The sequence below is a fragment of the Parashewanella spongiae genome (genome assembly GCF_004358345.1).
Classification (GTDB): Bacteria; Pseudomonadota; Gammaproteobacteria; order Enterobacterales; family Shewanellaceae; genus Parashewanella; species Parashewanella spongiae.
Genome location: NZ_CP037952.1, coordinates 2,124,187 through 2,142,142, shown reverse-complemented (window position 1 = coordinate 2,142,142; position 17,956 = coordinate 2,124,187). Strand labels below are relative to the sequence as shown.

14 protein-coding genes are annotated in these 17,956 nt (G+C 39.7%); 4 read left to right on the top strand and 10 right to left on the bottom strand.

Annotated features, from left to right (window positions below):
• Positions 1-75: 75 nt before the first annotated feature.
• Positions 76-2,916 (bottom strand): Ig-like domain-containing protein, encoded by a 2,841-nt coding sequence (locus tag E2I05_RS08115; RefSeq protein ID WP_121851730.1) that lies wholly within the window; start codon positions 2,914-2,916, stop codon positions 76-78.
• Between the two features lie 210 nt (positions 2,917-3,126).
• Here E2I05_RS08115 and E2I05_RS08110 point away from each other — a divergent pair, with 210 nt between their 5' ends.
• Positions 3,127-4,431, top strand: coding sequence for a dicarboxylate/amino acid:cation symporter (locus E2I05_RS08110; RefSeq protein ID WP_121851731.1), 1,305 nt, complete (start codon positions 3,127-3,129; stop codon positions 4,429-4,431).
• Positions 4,432-4,500: 69 nt separating this feature from the next.
• On the opposite strand, the gene E2I05_RS08105 is transcribed toward E2I05_RS08110, so the two are convergent.
• The 5 genes from E2I05_RS08105 to E2I05_RS08085 form a co-directional block, all read right to left on the bottom strand.
• Positions 4,501-5,805, bottom strand: a complete 1,305-nt coding sequence (locus E2I05_RS08105; protein ID WP_121851748.1) for an inosine/guanosine kinase — start codon at positions 5,803-5,805, stop codon at positions 4,501-4,503.
• A 550-nt stretch (positions 5,806-6,355) separates the two neighbouring features.
• Entirely contained in the window at positions 6,356-7,000 is a 645-nt protein-coding gene (adk, locus tag E2I05_RS08100; RefSeq protein WP_121851749.1) for an adenylate kinase, read from the bottom strand.
• 198 nt (positions 7,001-7,198) lie between these two features.
• On the bottom strand, positions 7,199-8,059 hold the full coding sequence (locus E2I05_RS08095) for a tetratricopeptide repeat protein (RefSeq protein ID WP_121851732.1): 861 nt from the start codon (positions 8,057-8,059) through the stop codon (positions 7,199-7,201).
• Positions 8,060-8,115: 56 nt separating this feature from the next.
• Positions 8,116-10,023, bottom strand: a complete 1,908-nt coding sequence (htpG, locus tag E2I05_RS08090; protein ID WP_121851733.1) for a molecular chaperone HtpG — start codon at positions 10,021-10,023, stop codon at positions 8,116-8,118.
• 204 nt (positions 10,024-10,227) lie between these two features.
• Positions 10,228-10,626: a DUF3192 domain-containing protein gene (locus E2I05_RS08085; RefSeq protein WP_121851750.1), complete on the bottom strand. Its 399-nt coding sequence runs from the start codon at positions 10,624-10,626 to the stop codon at positions 10,228-10,230.
• A gap of 147 nt (positions 10,627-10,773) precedes the next feature.
• Between E2I05_RS08085 and E2I05_RS08080 the strand changes: the two genes are divergently transcribed.
• Entirely contained in the window at positions 10,774-11,130 is a 357-nt protein-coding gene (locus E2I05_RS08080; RefSeq protein ID WP_121851734.1) for a hypothetical protein, read from the top strand.
• Positions 11,130-11,906 (top strand): Zn-ribbon-containing protein, encoded by a 777-nt coding sequence (locus tag E2I05_RS08075; protein ID WP_121851735.1) that lies wholly within the window; start codon positions 11,130-11,132, stop codon positions 11,904-11,906. The genes E2I05_RS08080 and E2I05_RS08075 overlap by 1 nt, the downstream gene beginning before the upstream one ends.
• 47 nt (positions 11,907-11,953) lie before the next feature.
• On the opposite strand, the gene syd is transcribed toward E2I05_RS08075, so the two are convergent.
• A complete protein-coding gene (syd, locus tag E2I05_RS08070; RefSeq protein WP_121851736.1) occupies positions 11,954-12,604 on the bottom strand; it encodes a SecY-interacting protein in 651 nt (216 codons plus the stop codon).
• A 59-nt stretch (positions 12,605-12,663) separates the two neighbouring features.
• On the opposite strand from syd, the gene queF reads away from it, so the two are divergent.
• The gene (gene queF / locus E2I05_RS08065) at positions 12,664-13,521 is read left to right on the top strand and encodes an NADPH-dependent 7-cyano-7-deazaguanine reductase QueF (protein ID WP_179952737.1); all 858 of its coding nucleotides are present in this window, start codon (positions 12,664-12,666) and stop codon (positions 13,519-13,521) included.
• A 53-nt stretch (positions 13,522-13,574) separates the two neighbouring features.
• Here the strand turns inward: queF and E2I05_RS08060 are convergent, their stop codons facing one another.
• The 3 genes from E2I05_RS08060 to E2I05_RS08050 all read right to left on the bottom strand — a co-directional run bounded on the left by E2I05_RS08060 (position 13,575) and on the right by E2I05_RS08050 (position 17,925).
• On the bottom strand, positions 13,575-15,461 hold the full coding sequence (locus tag E2I05_RS08060; RefSeq protein ID WP_165905415.1) for a methyl-accepting chemotaxis protein: 1,887 nt from the start codon (positions 15,459-15,461) through the stop codon (positions 13,575-13,577).
• Between the two features lie 269 nt (positions 15,462-15,730).
• Complete coding sequence (galK, locus tag E2I05_RS08055; protein ID WP_121851739.1) at positions 15,731-16,882, bottom strand: galactokinase; 1,152 nt, start codon at positions 16,880-16,882, stop codon at positions 15,731-15,733.
• Positions 16,879-17,925 carry a UDP-glucose--hexose-1-phosphate uridylyltransferase gene (locus E2I05_RS08050; RefSeq protein ID WP_121851740.1) on the bottom strand — a complete coding sequence of 349 codons (1,047 nt, stop codon included), beginning with the start codon at positions 17,923-17,925 and terminating at the stop codon, positions 16,879-16,881. Before E2I05_RS08050 ends, galK begins: the two co-directional genes overlap by 4 nt.
• Positions 17,926-17,956 lie beyond the last annotated feature (31 nt).

The following is a 17,956-nucleotide window of genomic DNA, read 5'->3' as shown; positions in this document are numbered from 1 at the left end:
TAAATTTCGATTGCACTTTGCGCACATACATAGCTCTGAGTTGAGCATTTAATTACTGTAATTGGTATTAATCTTTTAAAGAACTGTAATGTTAATTGGAATACTAATTACTTGTGTTGAGGTGCCTAAAATTCCATTTTCAGTATCTCCAGGGGTGGTTACATTAACAATAAACACTCCTGAATTTGCTTCTGTCTCGCCTTTAATAGTAACAGCAAAACTTCTCCCGCCATTATGGTTACTACTTGGCCATATATAAGAGGAATTACTGATAACAGATCCAGCAGAAGCAGTGAAAGTAACCGTTGTTCCAGCTGGCATTTGTTGATTGTGCAGATCAGAAATAGTGAAATACACTGTTGCACTTCCTTCTCCACGAATATCAATTGATTCATCAGTATTCATTGCAAAGGAATCGTCAATAGTTATATTCTCAGGGCGAGTCGCAAATGCCCTACTACCTGACATAACCATAACAATACTACGACGAATTCTGATTGATTTTTGTTCTTCAGAACAATGTTCATTTGCCGATGATCCATCCGGATTTATCGCACAAAGCACACCATTGTATTTCCGATCCTTACGATCAAAACGTCCGTTACTATTAAAGTCGATTAACTCTTCGTTTTCTCCTCCAACTTCCCCGACGTCCCCACCCAATTCAGGATGGTTAAATACGCTATCTTCGTTGTAATCTGTATATGCATCATCTAAATCGAACGATTCTCCGTTCACATCTGTACCATTTAAAAATTGATTGGCTTCAATTGAGTCGAATCGTCCATTATTATTTGAATCAGTAAAAGATTCTTCACCGAGAGCATGTGCAGTGATAGTTGCTCGTCCGCCGTACTTTTGGCCATAATGATTTCCAAGGTTTAAAGCTAAATCGGCAACAGGATCATTTATTTGATCTCCACGTTCATTGATTAACTTGATCCCTTCAGGGCGAGTATTTTGACTCCGCCAGATTACGCTACAAGCACCATTAATTGTTGTACAACTTCCTTTGCTACTTCCAGAATCATCACCATCAGTTCCTATTGCCCCACCTTCAGTTGTGAATACCACATCAGTCCCATCCGGTGCTGGATTATTAGATGCATCTGCTAAGCGTGCAGTAACTTGAACTCTATTGCCATCGATGCTCCAACCTTCCGCATTTAACACTTCTGCTGACAAAGAAAAACTATCTTGATCAGGAATTCCTGTGGATACCACCAATAAACTTGACTGACTAGAAATCACTGGTGAACTAGCATCAATTTCTGCAGTCACTCTAACAGAGGTAGCTGTGGTACCTGTGCTTACAGTGGTTATCACCACTCCTTCTGAGTCAGTTGTCGCAGTACTAGGATCAAGTGATACTCCACCTAAATCTGTATTGAGTGAGAAGTTAACTCGTTGGTTTGCAACAGGGTTATTATTTCTATCTAATACCTTAAACTTCACATCTGATGATTCAAGGCTTCCTGTCCCCAGAATCGTTAACCTTTCAGGAGTTGAAGATACAAACACTATACTTCCAACATCTGCAGGTAAAACTCTTAATACTGCTGAGGCATTAAGTATTAACCCTCCTGCATTAGCATTTACACTTATTTGATCATCCCCTATACACCCTTGAGCTCTATATGTCGTAGTAGCGACACCGTTAATTGTAGCCACTGGAGAGCTAATTGAAGCTTCTGAAGAAGTGATTGAAGAGCATCTGGAAGAAAAGTTAACATCAATTGGTTGAGTGAATAAGTTTCCATCTTCATCTCTAATTTCAACTGAAATAGTCGCTGTACCTCCAGCTGAAACTTCATTAATACTAACTTGAGCTCTGTTCGAAACAAATGGTTCACCGCTTCCCATAGATAAGTCGCTGGCACCAATTACAACAATTGACTCGCCCAACTCTCCTGATGCAATGCTTGCTGTGACAGTACCTGCACCAATATCATTACCTGCTCGAATAGGCACTTCAGCAACTCCATTTTCTGTTGCAGCTGTCGCAATGGGCAAACTACCTATTGTTGATGTGAAAGTAACAATTACACGACGGTTAATACCCGTAATTGTCGCCCTCACTCTAGCTTGTGATAAGGAGTTTATTGAGTCTATTGGAGATCCATCTACACCTACAATACTTACTGCTATTTGAGCTCCATTACCACTTCCACCATCTCCCTTCATCGTCACAACAATATTATCGTTTACTTCAGTATTCGACTCCAAGCTTACAGTTACAGATGTTGCACCTTGGATATTGCTTGATGACAATTCAATTCTTGCATTTCCTAATTCATCAGTGACAACTTTTTGATTAGCAACATCGAACACACCAAGTTCAGGATCAGATAGAGTAAAAACAACTAACTGCTGAGACTGTGGCTCACCCCGACCATTTGTCACTAAAGCAGTTAAAATCGCTGGAGCCGCAGCGGAAACTTTAGAGTTTGTTGTCGTCAGTTCGATACTTAATTGACCAGTGCCTGCATCACCTGCCATATTAACCACAACCGTATCAACTATATTATTATCAACATCTAACATCGCTGAAACCGTCGCAGCTCCTTCAATATTTCCTGTTGATAAGTTTATGCTTGCGATTCCGCTCGAATCAGTTACCACTTTTTGGTTTTCAACGCTAAAAGTTCCGCTTTGTTCATTATCCAAAGAAAATGAAACAGCAAGACCTGACTGTGGTTGATTATTACTGTCTGTTACAGTCGCAGTTAAAGTAGCTGGAGAATCTTCAGATATCGAGACATCACTTGTTTCAAGAGAAATTCGATAAGAAGTCGGAGGGGGGACACCATTTCCTGTACCAGTCTCCCCATCTTTCTTGAGATCACCGCCACCACCACAAGCAGTTAGAATTAGCGCACTAAAAAACCATAGTATTATTTTGTAACCTGACTTCATGCCAGTCTCCCTGTCATTTTATTTTCCCAAACACATATAGGCTACCAAAACACATCTTTATCGCAATGTTTAGATTACATTTTACGTAATTTTATTCACTCACTCACAGTTCGCTTTTTAACCGAAGATTTCAATTACATCTATTTCTTGCTAGCATCATCAGCATTCTTGCGTACGCCTTCACAAATTTTTAAAATAAGGGGCTAAGTTTTGACAAAATCAAGCAAACTTGGGTTAACAGCCAAAATTTTAATTGGTATGTTAGTAGGTTTAGTTTTCGGATTTGGCTTGCGCCATTTGTTACCTGAAGCTAACTTTGTAGACGAGTACATCACCAACGGCTTACTTCATGTTGTGGGTACTATTTTCATCAGCTGTCTTAAAATGTTGGTTGTTCCTTTAGTCTTTGTTTCTCTCGTTTGCGGAACATGTTCTTTAAGTGACCCAAGTAGCCTAGGCCGTTTAGGTGGTAAAACCATCAGCTTTTACTTGTTCACTACCTGCCTAGCCATTTCATTAGCCATTTTTGCCACTGTGTTAATTCAACCCGGCAACGCTTCTTTAGCCACAGACTCTCTTGAATATACCGCTAAAGCGGCACCAAGTTTAAGCCAAGTGCTTATTGATATTGTTCCTACCAATCCGATTAAAGCGATGACTGAAGGAAAAATGCTACAGATCATCATTTTTGCTGTGATTTTCGGTTTTGCGATTTCTCACATTGGTGAACGTGGTAAACGAGTAGCAGCCTTCTTCGATGACATTAATGAGATCATCATGCGAGTTGTGACACTGGTTATGCAACTTGCTCCTTATGGCGTATTTGCTTTGATAGCAAAACTTGCTTTGACTGTCGACGAGAATGCCTTTAAAGAGTTACTTGTATACTTCTTCGTTGTATTAGGCGTGCTTATTTTCCATGGACTTGTAGTTTATCCGGTTTTACTGAAAGTGCTATCGGGGCTAAATCCTTTCATTTTTCTTAAGAAAATTCGTGACGTTCACTTATTTGCATTCAGTACAGCAAGTTCAAGTGCGACATTACCAGTGACAATTGAAACTGCTGAACATCGAATGGGTGTGAACAATAAAATTGCTTCGTTCACTCTGCCATTAGGTGCAACCATTAATATGGATGGCACTGCAATTATGCAAGGTGTTGCGACAGTCTTTATTGCGCAGGTTTATGGAATCGATTTATCTATCACCGACTATATCACTGTTGTTGTAACTGCAACTTTGGCTTCTATCGGTACAGCTGGAGTACCCGGTGTTGGTTTAGTAATGTTAGCTATGGTACTTAACCAAGTTGGTTTGCCAGTAGAAGGTATTGGCTTAATTATCGGTGTTGATAGATTACTTGATATGGTTCGAACAGCGGTGAATGTAACTGGTGATTGTACCGTTACTTGTATCGTAGCAAAATCTGAAAATGAATTTGATGCTGAGGTTTTCAATGATCCTGATGCCGGAAAGCTGAAAAGTACTTTATCAGAACAAGTTAATTTAAAATAAACTTTGTTTTGGATTTAAAAAGACGTGAAATTTCACGTCTTTTTTATTTATACCAATTACACCCGCTATTTATCTTTCCCAGTAACTCTCTTCAAGGCTATCTTCTCTTTCTGGTAGAGCCCGTGACAACCTTGGACTGTGTTGTGCCAACACTTCAAATGCTACTCGATTTGCATATTTACAGATTTGGGAGAAAGAGGAATAACACAAACCATCACTCTTATGCTTACTAGAGCTTGGAATGTTTGATTTATGATATGTGTTAGCTGCTAAGTCATGAAGTAAAGCCGCAAGTGCTCCATCACCCGCTCCGTTTGTATTACGGATTTTTTCTGGCCCACCCATAAACGGAGATATGTGCGCATAAACTTTGATTGGTTCTTCACAATCACTTTTACGCTGAGGCCTTGAAAACTCGTAGCGATTAAACTCCGGAATAGCGCCTGGTAGTAATGTGTGACTAGTTTGCCGTTTTTCAGTTTCTTGTGTGTAACCCGCAGTATAAAGCCCTAAAGGTCCAGCAGTAGTTAACACCATATCACACCATTCTAGTGCTGCTTCACTGGCTAATAATGGATCAGAAAGCCCTGTCAGTGCTTCTCCTTCGTCTTCATTCATTGCAAGAATCGTAACGTGATCTTCTATGAATTGTTGCCACCATTGTGGGTCTTCTTCAATCAAAAAGCGTGTTCCCAGTGTGAGCACAACAGGTACATCTGCTTGTTTTGCATATTCAATAGCTTGTAATGCCGCTTGGGTCATTTGATCTTCACCACTCGCTCGCATCAAATAAGCTGTTATGACAAGCGCTGAGCTATTTTGAACAATATCTTTATTAATAAATTCAGGTGTGAGTTTATCCATAGAACCTTTGCTAATCGCAAAAGTACGCTCACCACCATCCGAGATAAGTGTAAAACAACGTCCTATTGGGCCGTTTACTGGCTCCAAGTGGTTAAGATCAACTTTAGAAGAAGTATTACATAAGTATCGGTAAGCATAACTACCCACTTCGATATTTTTACTCATGACACCAAACAAAACTGAACGATCATCGGCCAATATCGAGTAATTATGAACCGTATTACCAATTGTCCCACCAGCAAACTCATCACTTATCAATGCTTGCTGCTTTATTTCTTGATAAAGAGCATGAGCACTTTCGTCATCAATTAACGTTGAGTTCCCTTTAGGTAATTGATAACGGGTTAATAATTCATCAGCGACTTTGGCTTCTATATCCACCAAGGTTTGGTCGATACCACATATGTAAGTTCTTTTAGGTTGTACAACTTGAGTAAGTTGTTCAAGAATAGGGTCGCGATTAGCGACAGGAAAGTAATGTTTAGATTTTCGCTGACCAGGAAACTTCATATTAGATTCTCTATTTCTGGCTTCCATGCCGAACTTTGGAAAACGCTGTCCTCTGATAGGATAACAGTGTTCTCTATAATAAATTTCGGCAGATTTTATCATATTAAAACTCACCTTATACCAATTACAGTAATTAAATGCTCAACTCAGAGCTATGTATGCGCACAAAGTACAAACGAAATTGGTGAAAACATAGTTATTACCGACATACAAAACTGTCGTTATTACATTGCTACGTTGAGAAAGTTTTGTGAAGTATTCTTTATAAACTAAAGTGTGCGCATACAAGCTCCCGAAGGGCAAGATTAAAGGTTTCCATTACTGTGTTGCACGTTCTTGAATTATCCCGACAAAAGCACGAAGTGCATTGAACGCCAGCTTTGTATGGCGGCCGTAGGGTATATAGTACTTCGAACATGCGCCTTGTACTGAAAACCTTTATCTCTTGCTGAGTGAGAGAATAATTACTGTAATTGGTATTACTGCAAATTGAACTTTTTACGGGCATAAAAAAACCTGCACATCGGCAGGTTTTTTAAAAGTACTCAAATTATTTTAAAATGGACGCTAGCTCTTCGCTGACAACAGAAACGGCTTTAGTGCCATCAAACTTGTGATACTCAGTGTTACCCGCCGCCGCAACTTTGCCATAGAAATCGACTAATGGTTTAGTTTGCTCGTGGTAAATATCCAAACGCTTACGTACAGTTGTTTCTTCATCATCTGGGCGAATGGCAAGTTCTTCACCAGTTATATCGTCTTTACCATCTTCTTTTGGTGGATTATAAACCACATGATACACACGACCAGAACCGGGATGTACACGACGACCACTCATACGTTTAACAATTTCTTCATCTGGTACATCAATTTCAATGACATAATCGACATCAATACCATTTTCAGTCATAGCGTCGGCTTGAGGGATTGTACGTGGGAAGCCGTCAAGTAAGAAACCCTTTACACAATCGTCTTGAGCAATGCGTTCTTTAACCAGCCCGATGATAAGTTCATCAGAGACTAATTGACCAGCATCCATCACTTTCTTAGCTTCGATACCAAGAGGAGTGCCTGCTTTTACAGCCGCACGAAGCATGTCTCCAGTCGAGATTTGTGGGATACCATAACGTTCCATGATGAACTGAGCCTGAGTACCTTTACCGGCACCTGGCGCGCCCAATAGAATAATGCGCATTTCAAGAGTCCTCTTTCGCATTGATTTTCTTGTTAGAAGCAGATCTTCGCATATACCCGTAATTAATGAAAGTACTTGCTTCATGCATATTCATTAAGTTAGATACCCGAAATGAAAAGAACTAACTTTATCTTAATGATTAATTAAAGCTCAATTTACCAAAATAATGTGATCTTTGATGCAATCCTTTAAAAACACCTAATACAAAAGCGTGTATAGACGGCGTCGATATTGGTTCGTTAATGAATTGCTTTGGCCAAGCGCTGTAAGAATTTCCATAAACGCTTTTTTAACTTCACCATCTAGTGCTGACAGATCTTTACTCAAAACCGTAAACAATAACTCCAATGCTTCTTCATTACGTTGTACTTGATGCATGGCTTTTGCTAAATCAATCAACACCTGTAAATCATCAGGGGCAGCATCAAATTGACTTTGAAGCGATCTAATTTCTGGCGTGTCAGAAGCATCTTTAGCTAGCGCCAGCTTTGCCATTAAACTTTGATAATAGCTATCTTGATCAGCTAAACCTATTGTTTTAAGCAGTGCTTCTGCTCGAGTGACATCATTAAGCATTAGACTCACGTCAGCCAAAGCGGTTGTGACTTCTGCCACTGGTGATTCACGATGCGCAAGAGTCAACAGTTCCGATGCTTTAACTAAATCATCTGCAGTGCGTTGTTCATTAGCTAAAATAACTTGAGCTTGCTTAAGCTGTAACTCCCAAGCCGCTGGAAGATGTTTTTCTAAAAGAGCCAACACTTCAGCTTCTGGCTTTACATCCGAGAAACCATCTACTGGTTGACCTTTACTTAATATTAGCGTGGTAGGAACACTTTGAATTTGAAAGTATTGAGCGATTTCAACTTGAGAGTCACAGTCTACTTTTGCCAAAATAAAACGATCGCTATTTTTTGCAGCAAGCTGTTCTAATTGTCCAGTAAATGCTGCGCTCTCTGGCATTTGTTGTGATGCAAACGTCAGTACAACAATATGATCCATAGAAGCATCAACAACTTGTTGAATGTTTTCTTTCGTTAGATCCAAAACATTAGTCATTCTAATATCCCATATAAAAATGGCGGGATAACCCCGCCATTACCATTAAAAGACTTTTACTTGGCCATTAGCATTTGGTTCATCAACTTAATAAAGCTTGACGGATCGGCCAGACTTCCTTTCTCTGAAAGTTGAGCTTGTTGTAACATCAAGTTACTCCAATCTGCAAACAGCTGTTCATCTTGTTCGGTATCTAAACGCGTCATTAGAGGGTGGTTAGGATTTACTTCGAACAGTGGTTTCGATTCAGGAACCGTTTGACCGGCAGCTTCCATTAGCTTAATCATCTGTGTCGACATATCACCTTCACCTGTTACTACACAGGCTGGTGTATCGGTTAGACGTGTTGTCACTTTAACATCGCTAACTTTATCGCCTAAAGCATCTTTAATGCGTTTTACTAAGCTTTCAGATTCTGAAGCAAGCTTTTCTGCTTCTTCTTTCTCTTCTTTGTCTTCAAGCTCACCAAGTTCAAGATCACCACGGGTCACAGAATGCAGTTTCTTCTCTTTAAACTCAGTTAAGTGATTCACTAACCACTCATCGATACGCTCTGACATCAATAACACTTCGATGCCTTTTTTGCGTAACAATTCAATGTGTGGGCTATTTGCCGCGGCTTCATAGCTGTCTGCAACAATGTAATAAATCTTGTCTTGACCTTCTTTCATACGCTCAAGGTAAGCGTCTAAAGAAACCGTTGGTGCTGCAGAATCAGTATGAGTAGAAGCAAAGCGTAACAGACCTGCAATTTTTTCACGGTTTGCAAAATCTTCAGCTGGGCCTTCTTTTAACACTTGACCAAATTCGGCCCAGAATGTTTGATATTTTTCTTCGTCATTCTTAGCCAGCTTTTCAAGCATACCTAATACACGCTTAGTAACACCTGAGCGTAATGCTGTGGTGACTTTATTGTCTTGTAAGATTTCACGAGACACGTTTAGCGGTAAGTCATTTGAGTCAATCAAACCTTTTACAAAACGCAAGTATGAAGGCATGAATTGCTCAGCATCATCCATTACGAATACGCGTTGAACAAATAATTTAAGACCTTGCTTAGCATCACGGTTAAACATATCCCAAGGTGCTTTAGCTGGAATATATAATAAGCTGGTGTACTCTTGCTTACCTTCAACACGGTTGTGTGCTTTTAATAATGGATCAGCATAATCGTTTGAAATATGCTTATAGAATTCATTATATTCTTCATCAGTAATGTCTGACTTACTGCGAGTCCAAAGCGCCGTTGCTTTGTTCATTGATTTCCAGCTACCTTCTGTTGCTGGTATTTTCTCGCCGTCTTCGCCTTCGCTTTCTGGTGTACCTGCTTCAAACATTTCTACAGGGACTGAAATGTGATCCGAGTATTTAGTGATAATTGAGCGTAGACGGAAATCATCAGCGAACTCTTTTTCATCGTCACGCAAATGCAGAATAATTTCAGTACCACGGTTTTCGATGTTGATATTATCAACAGTGAACTCGCCTTCACCTTCTGATACCCAGTGAACACCTTCATCTGCATTGTGGCCTGCTGCACGTGTCTTCACTTCTACTTTTTTAGCAACGATAAATGAAGAATAGAAACCGACGCCAAACTGACCAATCAGCTGTGAGTCTTTTGACTCGTCACCGGAAAGACTTTTAAAAAAGTCAGCCGTGCCTGATTTAGCGATCGTACCCAAATGTTCAATAACACCATCGCGAGTCATACCTATACCGTTGTCGGCAATTGTCACTGTGCCTTTTTCTTTGTCAGCTGAAATGCGAACTCTTAGGTCACCGTCGCCTTCATACAAAGCATCATTCGTCAGTGCGTTATAACGCAGTTTATCGGCGGCATCGGCAGCGTTTGAGACAAGCTCACGCAAGAAAATTTCTTTATTCGAATACAAAGAGTGAATCATCAAATGAAGTAATTGTTTAACTTCGGTTTGAAAACCATGAGTTTCTTGTTGTGACATGAAATTATCCTTTCTACTTGGCATGCGACCTTAAATGATCGCGTCTAACTAAATCGTTAACAAATAGATGGGGTGGATAAAATGAATTTTCAAGAGGGGAATGAAAAAATTGATTCAATTGTTTAAAAACAAAGCAAAAAATTATTCAAGAGAGAAAGCTCTTTCTTGAAAGCTCTCTCTTGAAATAAGAAAAGTCACTTGATATTAATGGACGTAACGGTATGCTTTTTCGCCCCAGCCCACTAATTTTCCATTTTTTATAACAAGCGGCGTGCATTCATCTTTGGTGGTTTTTCCGTCACCTGAATTATGTTGTGTACGATAGAACAACACTTGCACTTCTTGCCCTTCTTCACCTTCGTTTTTAGTTGTTAAAAAGGCTTCATTGATGTCAGGTCTACCCATTAAGCTCAACACTCGCTCTTTACTCATTCCCAGAGTCAGTTCTTCAATATGTTGGCGATTTTGTTTTTGGGCGTATTCCCAGCCTTTCGGATGAATACTATTTTTATCATATTCTCCCTCTCCGACATTAATGACACACCCACTCAACCCAATTGTTGCCATTGTCAAAACCGTCATCGCAATAAATTTTGTTTTCATTATTAACTTCCCATGTGTTATTTTGTCGAATTGCTTTAAAGCACGAAACATGCCAAAGAATAACCAATTGATTTAATGGGAAATAATAATTCTCATATTCATTCGAATAATAATTTTCGCCTAATTTATTAAGGAACATCACTAAAAATGTGCGCAATAGACCAAGTTATTAACGCGGCATGCATTATTTCAGGGCAAAATAAAACCCCCACCATTGCATTATTAAAGTCCCGATTAGGTTCAAGTGTTCCGATGCCAACTCTTATCCAAGGTTTGCAGCGTTTTAAATCAATGAGTGCTGATGAAAGAGTTTCTTTGGCTCAACACATTGGATCTCAACCAACTACTTTTACTACGACCAATAAACTGAGTACCGGATCGCGCGATACAAACCTTGAGTTACAAAAACTAACATCCCAAGTCGAGCAGCTTATTGCTATTAATACTGAGCTTGAAAAACGAATAGAAAAACTTGAAGTTGAACAAGAGAAAAAGTATCAATAATGTACGTTTCAGAATTACGTTTTGAGTGTTTTGATGACACCACAATTACAGCTGCAGAAAAAGCGATTAATAATTTACTCGAAGCACTGCGTGCCAATGGTCAAATACTGGGTCGAGAGTTTGCCGTTGCCTTCAATGATGGTGAGTTTCGCTGTCGAATACTCACTCCAGAAAAATCAAGCCTTAGTAGTCGATTCAACAGTCCATGGGTTAAGGTCGCATTAGCTAAACTCACTGAAGCTAAAATTTTAGCTCCTCGTGAAAAGTTTATCGGTCAGGATATTAACTCAGAAACCTCTACTGATGAAACACCCAGTTGGCAGCTGCTTTATACCAGTTATGTTCACATGTGTTCACCACTTCGCAGTGGCGACACGTTACAACCTATTCCTTTGTATCGTATTCCAGCCACGTTTAACGGTGATCATAAACAAATGATCCGTTGGCAGACAGAATGGCAGGCTTGTGATGAAATACAGATGGCGGCCGCCACAAAAGCCGAGTTTGCGACTTTAAATGAAATCAGTGATTGCAATAGTGATTTATTTAGAAGAGGTTGGGATATTCGAGGTCGAGTCGAGTACCTTACTAACATTCCAACTTATTACTATTTATATCAAGTTGGAGGCGACAGTCTCGAGCAAGAAAGAAATCGCCCTTGTCCCAAATGTGGTAACAAGGAATGGTTATTAGATGAACCGCTTCTCGACTTGTTTCACTTCCGCTGTGAGCCATGTCGAATCGTTTCTAATATTTCTTGGGATTATGTAACCTGAGCTCTATGATTGATTTCATTACAAAAGCTCAGATTATTCAGTTTCATTCATTTTCTAGAAAATAAATTATCCCACATTCGCCTTAAGTTTGAAATTATGCCGGGATGTTCGATGGACACATTGTCATCGAACTTAGGTTTAGTGGCTGGCAACACTTTTGGTTTGAGTGCTTTAATAAAGTCACTCAAAGAACCAGCTAATTGAGTACTTTGTGTCTCTCCTGCAACTTCTAGCCAAACACTACCATTTTCGTTATTTACGGTGATCATTTTATCCGCTTCATCCATCACACCGACAAACCATGTTAGCGGCTGCTTCAGCTTTTGCTTCATCATCAGATGACCCACAATATTTTTCTGAAGTCTCTCAAAATCATCTTGGTTCCACGATTGAAGCAACTCACCCGCGCCCCACGGTGAATCAAATGTCATTGGCCCAGAAAAATAATGACCAAAATACGGATCAACATCAGGAAATAAAGTGATTTCTAGCGCTGTTTCGATATTTTCAAAAGTACCATATACTTTACGTTTAAACGGTTTCCAGTGAACAACAGCTTCTACATCACCTTCATATTTATCGATAATACAGTCTGATACTTCACCTAACGGATAAAATGTGGGTGAATTATTGGTAGAATCTGAATAAGCCAAGTGATATTTATTTATAAAATCTTCTAATACAGAGAGACAAGACACTTAAGAACGTTCCAAAAATCGGTATAATGTGGGTATATTTTGACACGGAAACCGTATTGATGACACAAAATCACGATCCCTATAACGAAGCAGAAGCATTGGCGGAGTTGACGTTAGGTAAAGCAACTGGTTATGATGAGGTCTACAATCCAAACCTATTGCAAGGCGTGCCACGAAAGCTAAACCGAGATGCGATTTCTTTAACTTCCACGCTTCCTTTTCATGGCTTTGATATTTGGACAGGGTATGAACTGTCATGGCTGAATTCGAAAGGCAAACCGATGGTTGCTATTGTTGAAGTTCAACTAAGTCATACCTCAGAGAACTTAATTGAATCAAAATCCTTTAAGCTCTATCTAAATAGCTTTAATCAGACAAAATTTGATTCAGTTGAACAGCTTCAGCAAATGTTGAAACAAGATTTATCTCTTTGTTCCAATGGCGCTGTTACCGTTAATATTATTGAACCTAAGCATTTTTCAACTCAGCGGGTTATTGAGTTCCCTGGTACTTGTATTGACAATTTAGATATCGAAGTAAATGACTATAGCTTTAACCCTGATTATCTAGTCGATGGCACGGATGATAAGCAAATCGTGGCTGAAACACTCAACTCAAACTTACTGAAATCTAATTGTTTAATTACTTCTCAGCCAGATTGGGGCAGCGTCATGATCCGCTATCAAGGCCCTAAAATAAATCGAGAAAAACTCCTTAGGTACTTAATATCATTTAGGCAGCATAACGAATTTCATGAGCAATGCGTTGAACGTATTTTCGTCGATCTAAAGAAGTATTGTCATTGCAGTAAATTAACCGTTTATGCCCGATATACTCGCAGAGGCGGTTTAGATATTAATCCTTTCAGAAGTGATTTTGAACAGCCTAGTATCAATTTGCGTCTTGCTAGACAGTAACATTCACACCATGTACACCAGTAAAAGCACTGGTGTACCACCATCCTCAATTTTTAAATCCTAAAGTCACTTATCTGAGCGGCAAGCTTTTTAGCATCTTGCGCAAGCACTTTGCCTATTTCACTTGCACTTTGAGCGGAAGATAATGACCCCGTAGCACCACGTTCAATGGCATGTGTTTTCTCATCAACTTGCCCTGTAGCCGATCTTTGCTCAGCCACAACCTCTGCAATTTGTTGACTTAGCACAACAACCTCTTGCACACGTTTTGTAACATTATCAATGCTAATGCTTACTTCGTTTGCATGCTCTACGCCTTGATTCGCTCGTTGTGATCCTGACTCCATTGTTTCGACCGCTTTAGATGTCGCGGATTGTACTAATTCGATCATACGACGGATCTCATCGGTAGATGCTGCGGTTCTACTCGCTAGCGTTCTCACTTCATCGGCAACAACAGCAAAACCTCGCCCTTGCTCTCCAGCTCTTGCGGCTTCAATGGCGGCATTTAATGCTAATAAGTTGGTTTGCTCAGCAATCCCATGAATCACATCAACGACTTTTCCAATATCATCTGCATGTTGAGCCAGCTGATTAATGGCTTCTGCGCCTAAGCTCACCTCTTTAGCAATAAGATTAATACCATCGACTGTGCGTAAAATAACCTCTTGCCCTTGTTCAACATCCTCCTGAGCTGATGCTGTAATATCTGTAGCTTGTTCAGTATTTCTACCTACAGCTTCAACAGATGAAACAAGCTGGCTAATTGCTGATGCGACTTGATGTGTATCCTCTTGTTGAGCATGCAAGTTTTGCTCAACGTCTGCCGTCACTTGTTGCACTTGCTCACTCGCGGTAACAACATCTTGACTGAGTTTCTGCACTTCACTAATCAAATGTCGAATACTTGCGAGCATTTGGTTAAATGCATTGGCGATTTCATTAAACTCATCATTACTGTTGATCATTAAGTTCTGACTCAAGTCTCCATTAGCGACATTCGACGTCATTTGATTGATCAGCTGAACATTTTGGCTTATCGCCTTAAATGCAGAAAAGAAGAAATATAAACTCACCATGACCACGCTCAGAATAGACAAGGCAAGATACAGCATGTTCGATTCTTGCTGCTCTACTTTTACTTTTTGTATATTCTCTACCAGATCACTGGTGCTTTGCTGTAATCGTGATAAAGCTCGTTGCTGCTTCGATACATTTTGTGAAAATTCATTTGAACTTATTGCAAATTCGTCAGGCTCAAGAATTTTCTGATTCACTGAATGGATAAGTGACTGAGTGCTGGTTTGTAAAACTTTTACTGCATTCATCCACTCACTGTAATCTTCATAAAATTCGTACAAGCGTTTTGTACTTTTATTTAAGGTTTGGTTCAATTCATCTAAACGCTTAGTAACAGCAACTAGGTATGTATAGCTTTGTGGAGTAAAGTTGCCCGTTTTAAGAATTTGCAGAGCTTGTGCGCTTACTCTCGAAGAGAAGTCCGTCACGATTGGAAGCTTTGTAAGATATAAATCATTTAAATAAAAAGTCGCAGGATCAGAATCTAACGATAAACCGCTTTCTGCGGCCATGTGCTCTTTTAATAAAGAGATTGAATCCGTTAAATCGTTGATTCCAAGTTGATCAAATGTATTTTTTCTCAACTTTTGTTTGAATTCAAAATATTGAATCTGTGAACGTGGATACTCTTCGCCTGAGCCATTCCAGAAATCCAATCCGGATAATATCTTAGCTTTTAAATTACCGGTAGAACCATTAACTCTTGAGTCCATCAAGTGTTGTTCAATAGCATTTAACGCATCAATGTCATATTTTCCTGAGAGTTTTTGTTGGCTTGCTTGAACGACGGATAGCTGCGTATCAATAAAATTATATGCTCCAAAAACTAATGGAAAAAGCGTTACCGTTGCCAGTAACATGAATTTTCTTTTAAAACACAGCAGGTTGAAAAGGTTTATTCCTAAAGAAAAGATTCCTGACATTGTTCTCGACACCTAGAATAAATACACCAATTTAACTGACCAAGCTTTACAACACTTTATTGCGAAGCCTTTGATTCACCGCTTAAAATCACAGCAGTCTTCTCTGTCAATCTTATGAATAATTGATATCGGCCGAAAAAGATAAAACCTAAGTGATTACTTAGGTTTTAGATGATTTTCCATAAAAACATTTAAATGACTCTAATTTAAATGACTCTAAATGCCCCTTGTTCAATTGAACAAACATAAGTGTCTGCACTCAACCCGAATATTTTAGAGTACAATTCGTCTATCGTCTTTTGCAAAACATGGAGTTGATTGATTGGCGATAACGCCACGACACAGCCACCAAATCCTCCTCCTGTCATTCTAGCACCGCCTGAATCACCGAGAACTTCATTCAACATATCAGCTAAGCCATCTAACTCCTTTGTGGTCACTTCAAAGTCAGACTTTAATGATTCATGGGATTCTCGCATTAATTGCCCTAACCCAGCCATATCAGCATTTTTAAAACAAGCTAATGCAGCTTCAGTCCGTAAGTTTTCAGTCACTACATGTCGTGCTCTGCGAAACAAAACAGGATCAAGCATAGATTCTGCAGCTTCAAGTTCAGATAAACTGACATCTCTTAACGCTGATTTCTTAAAATAAGCTGCAACCTGCTCACACTGCTCCCTGCGTAGATTATATTCACTGTCGACCAACCCACGCTTCACATTCGAGTTTACAATAAACAGCCCAATGCCTTCTGGAATGGGCGCATCTTCGAATGTCAAGCTACGGCAATCGAGTAGCATGGCATTCCCTTGCTTGCCCATCGCTGAAATTAGCTGATCCATAATTCCACAATTGCAACCAACAAAATTATTCTCAGCCGACTGCCCCATTAACGCGGCTTTTATACCATCAAGTGGCAATTGATATAACTCAGAAAAAGTTTTAAGCACCGCCACCTCAAAGCTCGCTGATGAACTCAGCCCCGCTCCTTGAGGTACATTGCCGCTCACTAACAAGTTAGCTCCACGTATTTGTGGAAATGCTTGTTTCAAAACTTGCAACACACCACGTACGTAGTTACTCCAGCTGTATCGCTCGTCAAATTGAATATCTTCAATTGAGAATTCAACAAATTCTTGATTACAGTCAAGAGCAATCACTTTTACGTAATCATCTTCACGGCGGCTTGCCGCGATATCAGTGCCAAAATTAATCGCTGCAGGCAAAACAAATCCGTCATTATAATCCGTGTGATCACCGATAATATTTACCCGTCCAGGAGCATGGCAGATAAGTGTTGCGGCAAGATTAAATTTTTCGTGGAACGATTGTTTAAACAGCATGTTGTTATTTTTCATCTGCTTTGCTCCATATAGTGAACACTACTGGTATTTCTTAAGCGTTCTGCGGCTTGCTCAGGCGTTAAATCACGTTGAGATTCAGCCATCATTTCGTAACCCACCATGAATTTTCTTACGGTTGCATCACGTAATAATGGAGGGAAAAAACTCGCATGAAGTGTCCATTCAGGATGAGAGAATTGGTCATAAGGCGCGCCATGCCAACCCATTGAATATGGGAAAGAACATTGGAATAGATTATCGTAACGGATCGTTATTTGTTTAATGATGTCAGCCAGAGATAGTTTTTGTTCTTCATTCAGCTCTGTCATACGTGAGACACTGAATTTAGGTAATAGCATTGTTTCAAAAGGCCACGCCGCCCAGTAAGGCACAATCACAACCCAATCATCGTTTTGTACTACAGTACGCTCACCATCATCAACTTCACGTTTCACGTAATCATTTAACAAATTGGCTTGGTGCTCTTGATAATAATTTGATTGTGCAATTTGTTTTTTAGTGACCAGAGTTGGAAGCTGTTGCTGAGCCCAAATTTGGCCATGAGGATGCGGATTTGAACACCCCATGAGCGCACCTTTGTTTTCAAAAACTTGAACCCATTGATAGGTTTTTCCAAGCTCTGCGCACTGTAATTGCCACGTATCGACCACTTTGGTAATCGCTTTCATGTCCATTTGAGGCAGTGTTTTGCTGTGATCAGATGAAAAGCAGATCACACGACTTTCACCAATTTCTGTTGTCATTTTAAAAAGAGGATCATCAACAGAATACTTAGGCGTATCGACTTTGAGCGCCGCAAAGTCATTGGCAAAAACAAAGGTGTCTTCATACTTATCATTAACCTCACCGTTGACACGTGTATTGCCAGCACATAAAAAACAACTTGAATCATGGCTTGGACGTAATTCCACATCAGGTTTTTCAACTTGTCCTTGCCAAGGACGCTTCGCTCGATGTGGTGAAACTAATACCCATTCGTTAATTAATGGGTTAAAACGTCGGTGTGGATGCTCTGTAGGGTCAAAAACTAGGCTCATTTTAAAATCCGTTATTATTCTGATGCATCCA